This window comes from Paenibacillus sp. SJS-P3, assembly GCF_056711585.1.
The window spans coordinates 789,092-802,471 of the sequence record NZ_CM160043.1 but is presented as its reverse complement, the minus strand read 5'-3'; the positions used below and the strand labels follow the sequence as shown (position 1 = coordinate 802,471).

The following is a 13,380-nucleotide window of genomic DNA, read 5'->3' as shown; positions in this document are numbered from 1 at the left end:
GGGCAGGCCAATGCTTCGCGGCTCGAAAGGCTGCACCATGCACCAGAAGCAGCCGCCCGCGAAGGTCGCCTGCTTCATACCGGTGCAGGAGGAGAGGCGGCTATGCTCTTTCGTTCCGTGCGTGCGGCTTCGTGCGCTCCCTGCCTGCCGACGGCTTCGGGCTTTCCTTCTTGATTCAAGGCTTTTCGCCCCCTCTTGATCCGCCTAGTGCCGCCTATGCAGCATGGCCGGTCCGACTACCAGCCCGCCACGGTGCCGTCGGTGCGGAAGTCGGTGCCTCCGCACAGCACCCCGCTTGCCGGATCGCGCAGGATGATCTGCCCCCGGCCGAAGGAGCCGAAGCCCGACTCCAGCGTGATCCGGTGGCCCATCCGCTCCAGCGACTGGGCTGCCGCCAGCGGGAAATGCGGTTCCAGCGATACGGTCAGGTCCTTATGCCATTGCCAGCGCGGCGCGTCGAGCGCGGCCTGCGGATGGAGGGCGAAGTCCACCATGTTCATGACGGCCTGGACATGGCCCTGGGGCTGCATGTAGCCGCCCATGACGCCGAACGGGCCGACCGCCTCTCCGCCTCGGGTCAGGAATCCCGGGATGATCGTATGGTACGTTTTTTTGCCGGGCTGAAGCGCGTTGGCATGGGCAGGATCCAGCGAGAAATCGCTGCCCCGGTTCTGCAGCGCGATGCCGGTTCCCGGGACGACGAGGCCGGAGCCGAAGCCCATGTAGTTGCTCTGGATGAAGGAAACCATATTGCCTTCGCCGTCGGCTGCGGCCAGATAGACGGTGCCTCCCGAGGACGGCTCTCCCGCTTCCGGCATCCGGGCTTGCGGGCCGATCAGACCCCGGCGCAGATCGCCATAGGAAGTAGACAGCAAATCCTTGACCGCGACGTTCATATGGGCAGGATCAGTAATGAACTTGAGTCCGTCGGCAAACGCGAGCTTCGTCGCCTCGATCTGGCGGTGCAGGGCTGCAGGAGCGAGCAGGCTGTCCGGGGCGAATTCCATGCCTCCCAAAATATTAAGCGCCAACAGCGCGACAAGTCCCTGGCCGTTCGGCGGAATCTCCCACACCTCGTAGCCGCGATAGTTGACATGGATGGGGTCCACCCATTCCGGCTGGAACACGGCCAGATCCTCCGCGGTCAGGAATCCGCCTTCGTCGCGCACATAAGCCGCAATGCGTTCCGCGAGCTCTCCGCGGTAGAAGCTGTTTGCGCCCGATTCGCCGATCGAGGCCAACGCCCGGGCATGTCCCGGCGAGCGCCACAGCTCGCCCGCCGCCGGAGTCTTGCCGCCTGGAGCGAACGTGTCGTACCAGGAGCGGGCGGTATCCTGAGGCAGCCTCTCCCGGTAGATGCGGGCTGCGCGTTCCCAGTAGTAGGCCGCCGTCGGGGACACCGGAAAGCCTTCCTCCGCATAGCGGATCGCCGGCTCCAGCGCCTCGATCAGCGGCAGCTTGCCGAAGCGGCGCGACAGCTCGCCCCATGCGGCCGGCGCGCCGGGCACCGTGACGGGGATGGCGCCGAACTTCGGCATCTCCGAGTGGCCCCGCTCCTTCACGGCGTCGATCGAGATCGAGGCAGGCGCCGGGCCGCTGCTGTTCAGGCCATGCAGGCGGCCTTCCGTCCACACCAGGGCGAAGGCGTCGCCGCCGATGCCGTTGGAGCAAGGCTCCACGACCGTCAGCGCCGCAGCTGCCGCGATCGCGGCGTCGATGGCGTTGCCGCCTTTTTTCAAAATATCGAGGCCGGCCTGCGCGGCGAGCGGCTGCGAGGTGGCGACCATTCCATTGCGCGCGTACGTGGGAAGACGATAGGACGGATGCGGATGATAGAGCGGATCAAAGGTCATGGCGATAGTTAAGCCTCCTGGGCGGATTGCAAGATGTTCGGCTGAAAAGCCGATTTTCTACGTGTGCAGTCGGTAATGCGTGGTTGGCGGCGAGTCGTGTCCCGTCCATGTACAAGCTAATGCCCGTGATCGTGAATATCGTCTGCATTGGCTGTCAGAATGGCCGCTAACAGCGACAGGATCGAAAACAGGATCAGCATCATTCCCAACCCTTTTCCACTCCAGCTGCCGAATTTCCTTCTACGGGACAATAAAAGCCCGACACCGGCGATGAAAACCGGGACGGCAACCCAGGCAAACGATGCATCCATCCTGCTCATGGCCTCCTCCTTGCTTCGGCACGCGGCGATTCGCTTGTCTATACGACCGCAAGCGCCCACAGCAGGGGCCGATTGTGCTTCGTGATGATCCGCATGCCGCGGCCTCCATTCCGTTTCAAGCGTTATCTGTTAGACGCTTGGATGGTCGTTGTTGTTTCGGCTTCATATTGCCGCGCATGACTTCGATCTTCTCTTCTTGACCTTGCAGCCGGTTTTCGATATGGTGGATAAAACCGATATCCGCCATCTGCTGTGACCAAGGCCAGCATGCCCCGCCGTTCGCTGTCCAGAGAGGAAACCCCAGGCTGCAAGGTTTCCCGCATCGAACCCCGGCATCCCCACCTTGCGAGCTGCATCCGTGCCTGTCCGCAGGCCCGGCGCCGGCTTCCTGCCGTTATCCGTCTCAAGGGCTTCCTGCCGCCAGTCCGGCCGGAGCCGAACTCAGGGTGGTACCGCGACGCATTCGTCCCTGGACGAATGGGTCTTTTTTGTTTTATGCGGCCCATTCATCCGTTGACGAATGGGTCTTTTTTGTTTGCGGCCCATTCATCCGTTGTCGAATGGGTCTTTTTTGTTTTATGCGGCCCATTCATCCGTTGACGAATGGGTCTTTTTTGTTTGCGGCCCATTCATCCGCCGACATCACACAAGGAGGGACCTTTCATGCTTCAAAGCAAGCTGCTTCTATCCACCCTGCGCGACACCCCCGGCGAAGCCGAGGCTGCCAGCCACCGGCTGCTGCTGCGGGCGGGCTTCATCCGCCAGACGGCCGCCGGCATCTACTCTTATTTGCCGCTGGGACGCAAAGTTCTCCGCAAGGCCGAGCAAATCATCCGTGAGGAAATGGAGGAGGCCGGCGCCCAGGAGGTTCTTCTGCCCGCGCTGCAGCCTGCGGAGCTGTGGCGGGAGTCCGGCCGCTATGACGCTTACGGTCCGGAGCTGATGCGCATGCGCGACCGCCACGACCGGGAGTTCGCGCTCGGCCCGACGCATGAGGAGGTCGTCACCTCTCTCGTCCGGGACGAGGTATCCTCGTACCGGAGGCTTCCGCTGACTGTCTATCAGATTCAGACCAAGTTCCGGGACGAGCGCCGCCCCCGGTTCGGACTGCTGCGCGGGAGGGAGTTCCTGATGAAGGATGCCTATTCCTTCGACACGACGCAAGAGGGGCTGGACCATTCCTATCAAACGATGTTCGAGGCGTATAACCGGATCTTCAGCCGTCTCGGCTTGAACTTCCGCCCCGTCGAAGCCGATGCCGGAACGATCGGCGGCGACGGAGGCACGCATGAATTCATGGCGCTTGCCTCGATCGGAGAGGATACGATCGCTTCCTGCACCTGCTGCGGGTATGCCGCCAATCTCGAGAAAGCCGAGGCGGGACGGATATTTGCGAACGATGCCCGATCGGGCCGTCTATTCGGGAACAATAGCCCCGCGGATGAACCGGCACCCGCCTCCCCGGCATCGGAGCCTGCAAAAATCCATACGCCCGGCGTCCGTACAATCGGGCAGCTGACCGCGTTTCTGGAGCTGCCTTCCTCGCAGATTCTCAAAACCGTGTTGTTCGAGGCCGACGGAAGCATCGTGGCCGTCGTCGTCCGCGGCGACCATGAGATCAACGAGCTCAAGGTCAAGAATTTCCTTGGAGCGGATTCCGTCTCGCTTGCCGAGGCTGGCGCGGTCATGAAGGCGACAGGCGCTCCCGCAGGATTCGCCGGTCCTGTCGGGCTGGATATTCCCGTCTATGTCGATCATGACGCGGCTGCCGTAACGGACGGAGTCGCCGGAGCGAACGAAGAGGACTTCCATATCCGGGGCGTTCATGCGGGAAACCATCTAGGGGCTGCGGTTGTCGGCGATTTCCGCAATGCGCTGGTTGGCGACCTTTGTCCGAAGTGCCAGGAAGGCACGCTTGCGTTCCATCGCGGCATCGAGATCGGCCAGGTATTCAAGCTCGGCACGAAATACAGCGAGAAGCTGGGGGCCACCTTCCTCGACGCTGAGGGCAAAACACATCCGATGATCATGGGCTGCTACGGCATCGGCGTCTCCCGCCTTCTGTCCGCAGCCGTGGAGCAATCCCATGACGAGAACGGCATTGTGTGGCCGGCGGCGCTGGCTCCGTTCCACGTCCATGTCATTCCGGTGTCGGTCAAGGACGATGTCCAGATGGCTCTCGCGGACAAGCTGCGCCTCCAGCTGGAGCAAGCCGGCGCGGAGGTGCTGGTCGACGACCGCGACGAGCGGCCGGGCGTCAAGTTCAAGGATGCCGACCTCATCGGCATTCCGGCACGCATCGTCGTCGGCCGCGATGCGGCGGACGGCAAGGTGGAGTTCGTCCGGCGAGGCAGCGCGGACAAGGCGAGGCTGACCGCGGAAGAAGCGGCGCGGCAGGTGCTGGAGATGGTGCAAGCCCTGCGGACTGGAAGCTAGTTCCCGGAACGGGCCGCTTCCGGGTTGGCGGAATGACAGGCATTTTAGCCGGCTCTATTCCGAATTAGAAAAACAAAAAAAGGCAGCCATCGAGAGCTGCCTTTTTGCTATGCCTGCAGCATTTTAACCACCATGAAGATGAAGATCTGACTCTTGCAGCTGCGAGACTGTACTTGGTTCTCCGTCCCTGTGCAACCGCTACAGCAATTCCTGGTTTCAGCCGGCTCTCTGCGACAGCTTGGTTCTGTTAGCTGGGATATTTCCGATAAGAAAAGAGCCTACGATTGGTAGACTCTGTCTGATATGCTATATTTTTACAAATGGCTTATGGTGTAAGGCACCCTCCGGAAAGGAGGCATGCCTATGGATACTTTCCAGTCGATCATGACATTGATCGCGTTCGGTTCTTTTCTGCTGGCGACTCTGACCTACATCGATAAACGATTTTCATTTGAGTAACCAAACAAGCCCGCTTCCGAGCAGTCGGAAACGGGCTGTCCGTCGTTAATTCCTCTATGCAAATCCGCCTCTAAACGAATCTGCCTCCCGTCTTGAAAGTCAAACGGTCTTCCCTGCCGAGGAAAGGCTCGCCGGCTCTCCCATGCGCTCGTGCAGGAAATCGACGACATGCATGACCTTCATCGCGGCCGGGTCTCCGTGCTTCTGCACCCCGAGCTTCATCTGCAGCAGGCAGCCGGGATTGCTCGTGAGCAGGTAGGCCGCTTCGGTGGCGTTGGCATGCTCCATCTTGTGCTCCAGAATCTGCCCCGCCATTTCCGGCTGTGTGACGTTGTATATGCCCGCGGAGCCGCAGCAGCGGTCGGCTTCCTTCATCTCGACGAACGAGGCGCCCGCCACCTGGCGGATCAGCTGCCTCGGCGCTCCCGAGCTTCTCATGCCGTTGCGGAGATGGCAGGAGTCCTGGTAAGTGACACGTACGCCGCCGCTCTGCTCCGAGAAGGCCGGCAGTCTTCCGCTGCTGAGCAGCAGCTGGCTGACATCGACGACGCGGGCAGCGAACTCGACGGCCAGCTCCGCATACTCTTCGTCTCCATGCATCAGATGGCCGTATTCCGCCAGCTGCGCGCCGCAGCCGCCGGCGTTGGAGACGATATGCTGGATGCCCGCATTCCAGAAGGCGTCCAGGTTGGACCGGGCGAGCCCTCGCGCCTGATCCAGCTCCCCGCTGTGAGCATGCAGGGCGCCGCAGCACACCTGATTGTCCGGGATGACGACCTCGAAGCCGGCCTCCGCCAGCAGCTCCGCCGTGCGGACGTTCGTCTCGCTGAACAGCACGTCCATGATGCAGCCCCGGAACAGGGCGACGCGTGCGATCGGCTCTCCCTTGGCGGGAACGACCGTGCCGATGCGGTCTACGACGCCCTTTCCCGAAGCCTCGGGGAGAATCTGCTCCATTTCCCGCATGGCCGCCGGGAACAGCTTCATGATGCCCGTACCGCGCGCGACCTGCCGAAGACCTGATTTTTGGTAAAAGGACAACGATCGGCCGAGCCACTTCAGGCGGGAGCGATGCGGCAGCACATCCTTGAAGAAGAGCCTCCGCACTCCCTTTGCCGGCAGGCTGTGATCCGCATGATCCTCGATTGCGTCCCTGGCCTGCTCCAGCAGCTGCCCGTATTTGACGTCGGCAGGACAGGCGGGCTCGCAGGCCCGGCAGCCGAGACAATGGTTCATCTGCTCGGCGAACGCCTTGTCGGGCTCCATGATGCCGTCGGCGACGGCCTTCATGAGCGCGATCCGGCCGCGCGGCGATTCCGGCTCCAGCCCCGTCTCCCGGAATGTCGGGCAGGCCGGCAGGCAGAAGCCGCAGCGCATGCAGTTGGTCAGTTGGTCGTAGTCCAGCTTGGCCAGCACCGTTCTCGACACCGGGTTGGCATGCTGCACATCCGGCTTGCCGAGCAGGCTTCCGGGTCCCGAATGCGGCTGTACCGCTAATCCGAGGCCCTTATTCGTTCCATTAGCCACGATCGATCACCACCCTTTTGCGAGTTTCCCCGGCCAACATCTTCCCGGGATTGAGCAGATGATGCGGGTCGAACGCATCCTTGATGCCTTTCATGACGGCGATGCCGCTCGCCCCGACCTTCCATTCCAGGAACGGCGCCTTCACGACGCCGACCCCGTGCTCGCCGGTAATGGTGCCGCCAAGCTCGATCGCCGCCTCGAATATTTCCGCGAAAGCCTGCTCGACCCGGTGGACCTCCTCCACATCCCTAGCGTCTGTCGTCGCGGTCGGATGCAGGTTGCCGTCTCCCGCATGCCCGAAGGTAGCGATCGAGACGCCGTACTTGTCCGCGATTTCCCGGATGCGCAGCACCATGTCCGCGATGCGGGAGCGGGGAACCGTCGCATCCTCGAGAATCGTCGTCGGCCGCAGCCTCGCCAGCGCCGTGAACGCGCTGCGCCTCGCCGCAATCAGCTTCTCGGCCTCCTCGCGCGTCCGGGCGACTTCGACCCGGTCGGCCTTTTCGGCTTCGCAGATGAGCCTGATGGCTTCCATATCCCGCTCGACCGCCTCGGGATCGCCGTCCTGCTCGATCAGCAGGATCGCTTCCATATCCCGCGGCAGGCCCAGATGGGCGAAATCGTCTACGACCCGGATCGTCGGGTTGTCGAGAATTTCCAGCGTGGCCGGAATGATCTTGTTCTCGATGATCCGCGAGACGGTCCGGGCCGCGCCGTACAGGTCCTTGTACATCGCGAGCATCGTCTTTTTGCCGGCGGGCGGGGGCACGAGCTTCAAGGTCGCTTCCGTAATAATGGCCAGCGTGCCTTCCGAGCCGACGAGCAGCTTGGTGAGGTCGTAGCCGGCCACATCCTTCATGAGCTTGCCGCCGGTGCGAAGAACTTCCCCATTTGCCAGAACGGCCTCGAGGCCGAGCACGTAATCCTTGGTCGTTCCGTATTTCAGTCCGCGCAGGCCGCCCGAGCACTCGCTGATGTTGCCTCCGATCGTCGAGATCTTCATGCTGCTCGGATCGGGCGGGTAGAAGAGCCCTAGCGATTCGATATGCTCGGTGAACGCGGCGGTGATCATGCCCGGCTGCACCGTCGCCGTCAGATTGTCCATGTCGACCTCCAGCAGCCGGTTCATCCGGTGCATGACCATGACGACGCCTCCCTGCACAGGGACCGTCCCCCCGCATAGGTTGGAGCCGGAGCCGCGGGACACGACCGGCACGCGGTACTCCGCAAGGACCTTCATGATCTCGGACACCTGAGCCGTCGAGTCCGGGTAGATGACGCCGTCCGGCAAGCTCTGGAGCATAGGCGTGCCGTCATAGGAATGGGCGACCCTCGCCTCCGGATCGTCCCTGAAATGCTTCTCTCCTACGATATCCCGCAGCCGTCTCGCCATGGCCGGATCCAGCATGTTCATTTCCCCTTCCATTTGTAAAAAGTTTAGCGTTCAACCGTCGCGCGGACATGTGAATACGCCCTTGTATCATCAGGTCATCTGATGACTTTGGAAATCATTATATGCTATACTGATTTTATTGTATAGAACGTTTTGGGATGCCCCGGGAGGTCGCGATGAAAATCATCCAAGCCAAAGGCCATGAGCTTGTAGCCGAACATATGCTGGAACAGATCCGCTCGGGTGCCTGGCAGCCCGGTCAGCGGCTGCCCTCCGTCGTGGAGCTGGCCGAATCGTACGGCGTCGGCCGCTCCACGATCCGCGAGGCGGCCAGCGCGCTCAAGGCGACGGGATGGCTGGATGTGCGCCAGGGCGGCGGCACCTTCGTCAAGGCGGTATTACCAAGTGATCCTAAGCAAGGCGCAGACCAGATGTTCCACAATGCGAGCTCCTTGACCGAGCTGTTGGAAGTTCGCAAGGTGCTGGAGATCGGGGCTGTGTCGCTTGCCGCCGCAAGGCGCGCCCCGGACGATTTGGCGCGGCTGCGCCAGATTCTCGCCTCCATGGAAAGCAGCCTCGAGGCCAGCGACACCGAGGCCGGAGAGCGGGCCGACACCGAGTTCCACATGGCGATCGTAGCCGCCTCGGGCAATTCGCTGCTCGCGCAGATGATGGAATCCCTCGCCGAGCGCTTCGCCTCCTCCATCTCCCAGACCCGCGAGCTGTGGTTCTACCGCGAGAGGGGCACCGCCCAGCGACTGCTCGGCGAGCACCGGCGCATCTATGATGCCATCGAGGCCGGAGACGCCAAGCTTGCGGAGCATGTGCTCGGCGAGCATCTGAACAAGGTGATCGATGTGCTGCAGGGCATCAAGGGCCGGCTCTGAGACTGACAGCTCCGGCATTTGCTTTTCAGGCAGCCAGCCCGGGAATCAGCAGCTCTGTAACTATGGAAGCTTGAGCCCATGTCTCCATGAAGCTGTCTGGCGCGGACCGCCCTGCATTTTGCCGCTGCGGCTCGTCCGGCCCCGCCCTTCTACGATAAGACACTGTCTGGCGCGGACCGCCCTGCATTTAGCCGCTGCGGCTCGTTCGGCCCCGCCCTTCTACGATAAGCTGGCATTTATTCAGTAAGAAATAATTGAACTGCACCACTATGTAGCTGCTATCGGACATACGATCCGCTATTTTGCCGCCGTGAAGCCAATTTCACATTTATCGGACATACGTTCCGTTATTCCCCTCTGCAATATTTGGATCCCAATAATAATTCACAAATAGCGGATCCTATGTCCGATAATCAACCAGATCCTACGAATTCCCTCAAATAGCGGATCCTATGTCCGATACACATGTTGATATAGGCGATTATAGAGATTCGCCGTATAAACAGCATAAAAACGAGCGCAGCCGGGCTCGTCGTGCTCCCGGAAGCGCTGGTTTTGTTGTTAAACCTGGATGGAATGACTTCCAAGTCAGTCTTTAGTGATGTTGAACCGTCCTGCCGCCGGTCGCGCTGGCATTGTCTTTTTCCGGGCCGCTGTCAGATAGGTTGCGGATGGTCCGTACATCGCTCCATGCTGCTAGACGCCCCATCTGCGATTGGCTAGCGGCTCCCTCGGCGGAAGAATCCATGCTGCTTCCCTAGAGCGATCGGATCCATTCCTTTCCTTTCATTTCCTTTCCCTTTCCCTTTCCTTTTCCTTTCCTGCCATCGATACGGACACATACAGCACATTAATGAGAAGTTGACCGCTGACCATGACAAGCAGGACGATGCCTGCGATGCCGGCATAAAATGGATGTCCAAGCCCCGAGCATGTTGAGCAGCGTCGGCTTGCCGATGCCTGAGCTGACGACAATGGCGACGAATTCCCCCTCGGCCGCTTCCATGGAAACTTTCGTCAATCACCTTGACCTGATTGGGCTCCGCCCCATCGTTCGATCGTTCTGAGCTGTGCCATCTTCTATTATCGCCTGGCTTATCCGCATAGCTCGCTTGCATCTCAGTCCGCTTTCCTCTATTATAGACATAAGATGTCCATAATAAGGAACAGATCACGCAAGGAGACACCGCGCATGCAATTTTCCAAAAGCACAGGGTACGCCCTCCATACTCTCATCCACTTGGCCCAGGCGGAACGCGGCCGGTATGTAGGCATCAAGGAGCTGTCCTCCAAGCTTGGAGTTCCGGAAAGCTACCTGTCCAAGATCATGTCCAAGCTTCGCCAGGACGGCATCGTCCGCGCCGTTACGGGAGCAAGCGGCGGCTACGAGCTCGCGCGCCCCGGGAACGAGATCACGTTCTTCGATGTCATTCGCGTGGTGGAAGGCCGGCAGCAGATGTATGAATGCCATTCCTCCAACACCCATCAGCATGAGCTGTTTGCCGAAGCCGATGCGTCCGGACCAGGCCGCGAATGCCTCGTGAAGAAGGTCATGGACGGAGCCGAGCGCCAGATGTTGGACTATCTGAAGCAGCATACGATCCAGGGAGTGCTGGATGCAGCCTCTTTCCCTTGCGGCGCCAACCACGGAGCATGAGGATGCAGAGGGTTCATGATGGAGGCTGACCGGGCATCAAGCCGCGAGGCTTCTTGCGTTGTTATTATGGATATAAAAGATCCAGAAAGGTTGGGATGGGCATGACAGCACAGTTGGACAGCATTATTATCGGAGGCGGACCGGCAGGCATGAGCGCCGCTCTCGTCCTGGGCAGAGCCCGCAGAAATGTGCTCGTGATCGACGAAGAGCGCCCGCGCAACCGGGTCACCCATGCAACCAACGGATTTCTGACGCGCGACGGCATCAGTCCCGGAGAGTTCAGGAAGGTCGCAAGAGAGCAGATCGCGGCTTACCCGTCGGTCCGCTTCATCCGCGATCAAGCGGTTGAAATTACGGGCAGCGACGGCGACTTCCGGTTGAAGACTCTCCATGGCGACAGCTACCGGAGTAAAAAACTGCTGTTCGCCTCAGGCAAGAAGGATCTCCCTATGAATATCCCCGGGCTTGATGATGTATACGGCCGCAGCGCCTTCGTCTGCCCCTTCTGCGACGGCTGGGAGCTGCGGGACAAGCCGCTTGCGCTGATCGTCAATGGCCCTCAAGCGTTCCACTTCGCCAAGCTCGTGTCCGGCTGGTCGCGCCATATCGCCATCTGCACGAATGGACCGGATGAGCTGGCCGATGAACAGCGGGAGCAGCTGGCAGAGCGTGGAATTCCTTTGTATACTTCCCCTATCCAGCAAATTGAATCCAGCGAGGGCATCGTCACGAAAGTCCTTCTGGAGGACGGCATTTCCGTGCCATGCAGCGGAATCTTCTTCGGTTCCAAGCTCGCGCCCGGATCCGATCTGCCCGCCGCGCTTGGCTGCATCATCAATGAGCAGGGAGTGCTGGACGTGGACATACTGGGCAAAACAAACTTGCCGGGCGTATTCGGGGCCGGAGACGCTGCCACGCCGATGAATCAAGCTATTATCGCCGCCTCCATGGGCTCCGCCGCAGCTGCAGGCATCGTCTCCGAGCTGGCTGAAGAAGACTGGGCAAGCCGGATCCAAGCGAGCCAACCGACTTCGCCGCTTATCGGCGAAAAATCGTTGATGAATAGGAACAACCAGCGCCTCTCATAGTCGGACAAAGCCAAAAAGGGTTCCCGGGCAGAAATCTGCTTCGGGAACCCTATGCTGTTTTTCCTTGCACGTTACCGTCTCGTATCGATCGGCTTCAAATGCGCCTCGATCTGCTCTCGCCGCGCCTCCAGGAACGGAGGCAGCGCCAGCGTTTCGCCGAGCTCGGACAGCTCCTCGTCGGTGTCGAAGCCCGGTCCGTCCGTCGCCAGCTCGAACAGGATTCCGTTCGGCTCACGGAAGTAGAGCGAGCGGAAGTAGAAGCGGTCCACGAAGCCGGAGTTCGAGAAGCCCGCGCTCTGGATGCGGCCCACCCAAGCCCGCAGCTCCTCCTCGTCCTCGACGCGGAAAGCGACGTGGTGAACGCCGCCGCGGCCAAGCCGCTCGCGCTCCAGGTCATAGCGCTCCTCCACATGCACCTCCGCCCCGCTGCCGCCCTCGCCCGTCTCCAGCACGATGACGTCAGGCTGGCCTTCCTCGTAAGCAGGGAAAGCGCCTTTGCGGCGGAAGCCCATCAGCTCCGTCAGCACGGCGACGGTCGGCTGCGCGTTGGCGACCGTGAGCTGCACCGGGCCGAGCCCGGTAATGCCGTATTCCTGCGGAACGGGGCTCAGCTCCCACGGCGTGCCTGCGGCGACTCCGGCTCCGTGCTCGTCGGAGACGAGCACCAGCCGCTGCCCTTCCGGGTCGCGGAACGCCAGCGTGGCGCGGCCGGCGCGATCCCGCACCTCGTCGCGGTCGACGCCATGCTCATCGAGGCGCTTCGTCCAGTACTCCAGCGCCTCGTCGCTGCGCACCCGCAGCGACAAGGACGAGATGCTGCTCGTGCCGGGACGGTTCCTGCCTGCCATCGGCATCTCGAAGAACGTCAGCTCCGTTCCCGGATTCCCCTTTTCATCCCCGTAGAACAGATGGTACATGCTGGTGTCGTCTTGGTTGACGGTCTTCTTGACCAGCCTCATGCCAAGCACTCGAGTATAAAAATCATAGTTCAGCGACGCCTTGGCGGTAAAAGCGGAAAAATGATGCAGGCCTTTCAATGCTGCAGTCATCGTTGTTGCCTCCTTCTATGGAAACCAAACCGATCCTCATCCGTTCGGAACACCGAAAAGGATTCAGCCACAGGAATAATTGATCTGCTCCAGCTCAGCCTTGGCGGAAATGCTTGGAGAACCATGCCGCAGCCGCTTCAACCTCGGTCCCCGTCAGTTGGTGACCGTAATTCTCCCAGTGAAGGTCGACGTCAGATCCGGCTCCGGCGAGCAGCGACTTCAGCTCCTCCGTCTCATGCGGCGGGCAGATCCGGTCGTTCATGCCGGCTCCGATGAACACCGGCAGCCCTTTCAGCTCCGGCAGCTGCAGGCCGCGGCGCGGAACCATGGGATGATGGAGCGCCGCTCCGCGGAAGGAAACGGCCTCATGGAAGATCAGGCTGGCTGCGATATTCGCTCCGTTGGAATAGCCTACGGCAATCATATTGGAGCGGTCGAGTCCGTATTTGGCGGCTGCCTCATCCAGGAAATCCCTCAGCTCACCCGTGCGGCGCACAAGATCCTCCTCGTCGAAGATGCCCTCCGCCAGCCGCCGGAAGAAGCGGGGCATCCCGTTCTCCAGCACGCTGCCGCGAACCGACAGCACGGCCGATTCCGGAGAGATCATCTCCGCCAGCGGCAGCAGATCATGCTCCGTGCCTCCTGTTCCATGGAACAATACCAGCGTCGGGGTGTCTTTGCTGCGGCCTTCCTTGTATAAATGGACCATGC

11 protein-coding genes are annotated in these 13,380 nt (G+C 61.0%); 5 read left to right on the top strand and 6 right to left on the bottom strand.

The annotated features are described in order from the left end of the window. Positions 1–236: 236 nt before the first annotated feature. Both AC06G8_RS03695 and AC06G8_RS03690 read right to left on the bottom strand, forming a co-directional pair. Positions 237–1,853: a gamma-glutamyltransferase family protein gene (locus tag AC06G8_RS03695; protein WP_480284402.1), complete on the bottom strand. Its 1,617-nt coding sequence runs from the start codon at positions 1,851–1,853 to the stop codon at positions 237–239. Positions 1,854–1,969: 116 nt separating this feature from the next. Next, positions 1,970–2,173 carry a hypothetical protein gene (locus AC06G8_RS03690; protein ID WP_480284401.1) on the bottom strand — a complete coding sequence of 68 codons (204 nt, stop codon included), beginning with the start codon at positions 2,171–2,173 and terminating at the stop codon, positions 1,970–1,972. Positions 2,174–2,836: 663 nt separating this feature from the next. Here AC06G8_RS03690 and AC06G8_RS03685 point away from each other — a divergent pair. Beyond that, entirely contained in the window at positions 2,837–4,609 is a 1,773-nt protein-coding gene (locus AC06G8_RS03685; protein ID WP_480284400.1) for a proline--tRNA ligase, read from the top strand. A gap of 363 nt (positions 4,610–4,972) precedes the next feature. Continuing rightward, the gene (locus AC06G8_RS03680; protein ID WP_480284399.1) at positions 4,973–5,068 is read left to right on the top strand and encodes a putative holin-like toxin; all 96 of its coding nucleotides are present in this window, start codon (positions 4,973–4,975) and stop codon (positions 5,066–5,068) included. Between the two features lie 99 nt (positions 5,069–5,167). Here AC06G8_RS03680 and AC06G8_RS03675 read toward each other — a convergent pair whose 3' ends face one another. Together AC06G8_RS03675 and AC06G8_RS03670 are read right to left on the bottom strand one after the other, a co-directional pair. Then, positions 5,168–6,532: a (Fe-S)-binding protein gene (locus AC06G8_RS03675; RefSeq protein WP_480285378.1), complete on the bottom strand. Its 1,365-nt coding sequence runs from the start codon at positions 6,530–6,532 to the stop codon at positions 5,168–5,170. Positions 6,533–6,587: 55 nt separating this feature from the next. Beyond that, positions 6,588–8,003 carry an FAD-linked oxidase C-terminal domain-containing protein gene (locus AC06G8_RS03670; protein WP_480284398.1) on the bottom strand — a complete coding sequence of 472 codons (1,416 nt, stop codon included), beginning with the start codon at positions 8,001–8,003 and terminating at the stop codon, positions 6,588–6,590. Between the two features lie 161 nt (positions 8,004–8,164). Here AC06G8_RS03670 and AC06G8_RS03665 point away from each other — a divergent pair, with 161 nt between their 5' ends. From AC06G8_RS03665 to AC06G8_RS03655, 3 genes are all read left to right on the top strand, one after another. Beyond that, positions 8,165–8,875: a FadR/GntR family transcriptional regulator gene (locus tag AC06G8_RS03665; RefSeq protein ID WP_480284397.1), complete on the top strand. Its 711-nt coding sequence runs from the start codon at positions 8,165–8,167 to the stop codon at positions 8,873–8,875. Between the two features lie 1,192 nt (positions 8,876–10,067). After that, the gene (locus AC06G8_RS03660) at positions 10,068–10,532 is read left to right on the top strand and encodes an RrF2 family transcriptional regulator (protein ID WP_447662348.1); all 465 of its coding nucleotides are present in this window, start codon (positions 10,068–10,070) and stop codon (positions 10,530–10,532) included. A gap of 101 nt (positions 10,533–10,633) precedes the next feature. After that, positions 10,634–11,620, top strand: a complete 987-nt coding sequence (locus tag AC06G8_RS03655) for an NAD(P)/FAD-dependent oxidoreductase (protein ID WP_480284396.1) — start codon at positions 10,634–10,636, stop codon at positions 11,618–11,620. Between the two features lie 71 nt (positions 11,621–11,691). Here the strand turns inward: AC06G8_RS03655 and AC06G8_RS03650 are convergent, their stop codons facing one another. Then, the gene (locus AC06G8_RS03650; RefSeq protein ID WP_447662346.1) at positions 11,692–12,669 is read right to left on the bottom strand and encodes a ring-cleaving dioxygenase; all 978 of its coding nucleotides are present in this window, start codon (positions 12,667–12,669) and stop codon (positions 11,692–11,694) included. Positions 12,670–12,763: 94 nt separating this feature from the next. After that, positions 12,764–13,378: an alpha/beta hydrolase gene (locus AC06G8_RS03645; RefSeq protein ID WP_480285377.1), complete on the bottom strand. Its 615-nt coding sequence runs from the start codon at positions 13,376–13,378 to the stop codon at positions 12,764–12,766. Positions 13,379–13,380 lie beyond the last annotated feature (2 nt).

What these genes read in the sequence shown, in the direction of transcription:
- AC06G8_RS03680 (WP_480284399.1), top strand. Translation starts at nt 4,973, where the DNA reads ATGGATACTTTCCAGTCGATCATGACATTGATCGCGTTCGGTTCTTTT.
- AC06G8_RS03645 (WP_480285377.1), bottom strand. Translation starts at nt 13,378, where the DNA reads ATGGTCCATTTATACAAGGAAGGCCGCAGCAAAGACACCCCGACGCTG.
- AC06G8_RS03670 (WP_480284398.1), bottom strand. Translation starts at nt 8,003, where the DNA reads ATGCTGGATCCGGCCATGGCGAGACGGCTGCGGGATATCGTAGGAGAG.
- AC06G8_RS03685 (WP_480284400.1), top strand. Translation starts at nt 2,837, where the DNA reads ATGCTTCAAAGCAAGCTGCTTCTATCCACCCTGCGCGACACCCCCGGC.
- AC06G8_RS03690 (WP_480284401.1), bottom strand. Translation starts at nt 2,173, where the DNA reads ATGAGCAGGATGGATGCATCGTTTGCCTGGGTTGCCGTCCCGGTTTTC.
- AC06G8_RS03695 (WP_480284402.1), bottom strand. Translation starts at nt 1,853, where the DNA reads ATGACCTTTGATCCGCTCTATCATCCGCATCCGTCCTATCGTCTTCCC.
- AC06G8_RS03660 (WP_447662348.1), top strand. Translation starts at nt 10,068, where the DNA reads ATGCAATTTTCCAAAAGCACAGGGTACGCCCTCCATACTCTCATCCAC.
- AC06G8_RS03650 (WP_447662346.1), bottom strand. Translation starts at nt 12,669, where the DNA reads ATGACTGCAGCATTGAAAGGCCTGCATCATTTTTCCGCTTTTACCGCC.
- AC06G8_RS03665 (WP_480284397.1), top strand. Translation starts at nt 8,165, where the DNA reads ATGAAAATCATCCAAGCCAAAGGCCATGAGCTTGTAGCCGAACATATG.
- AC06G8_RS03655 (WP_480284396.1), top strand. Translation starts at nt 10,634, where the DNA reads ATGACAGCACAGTTGGACAGCATTATTATCGGAGGCGGACCGGCAGGC.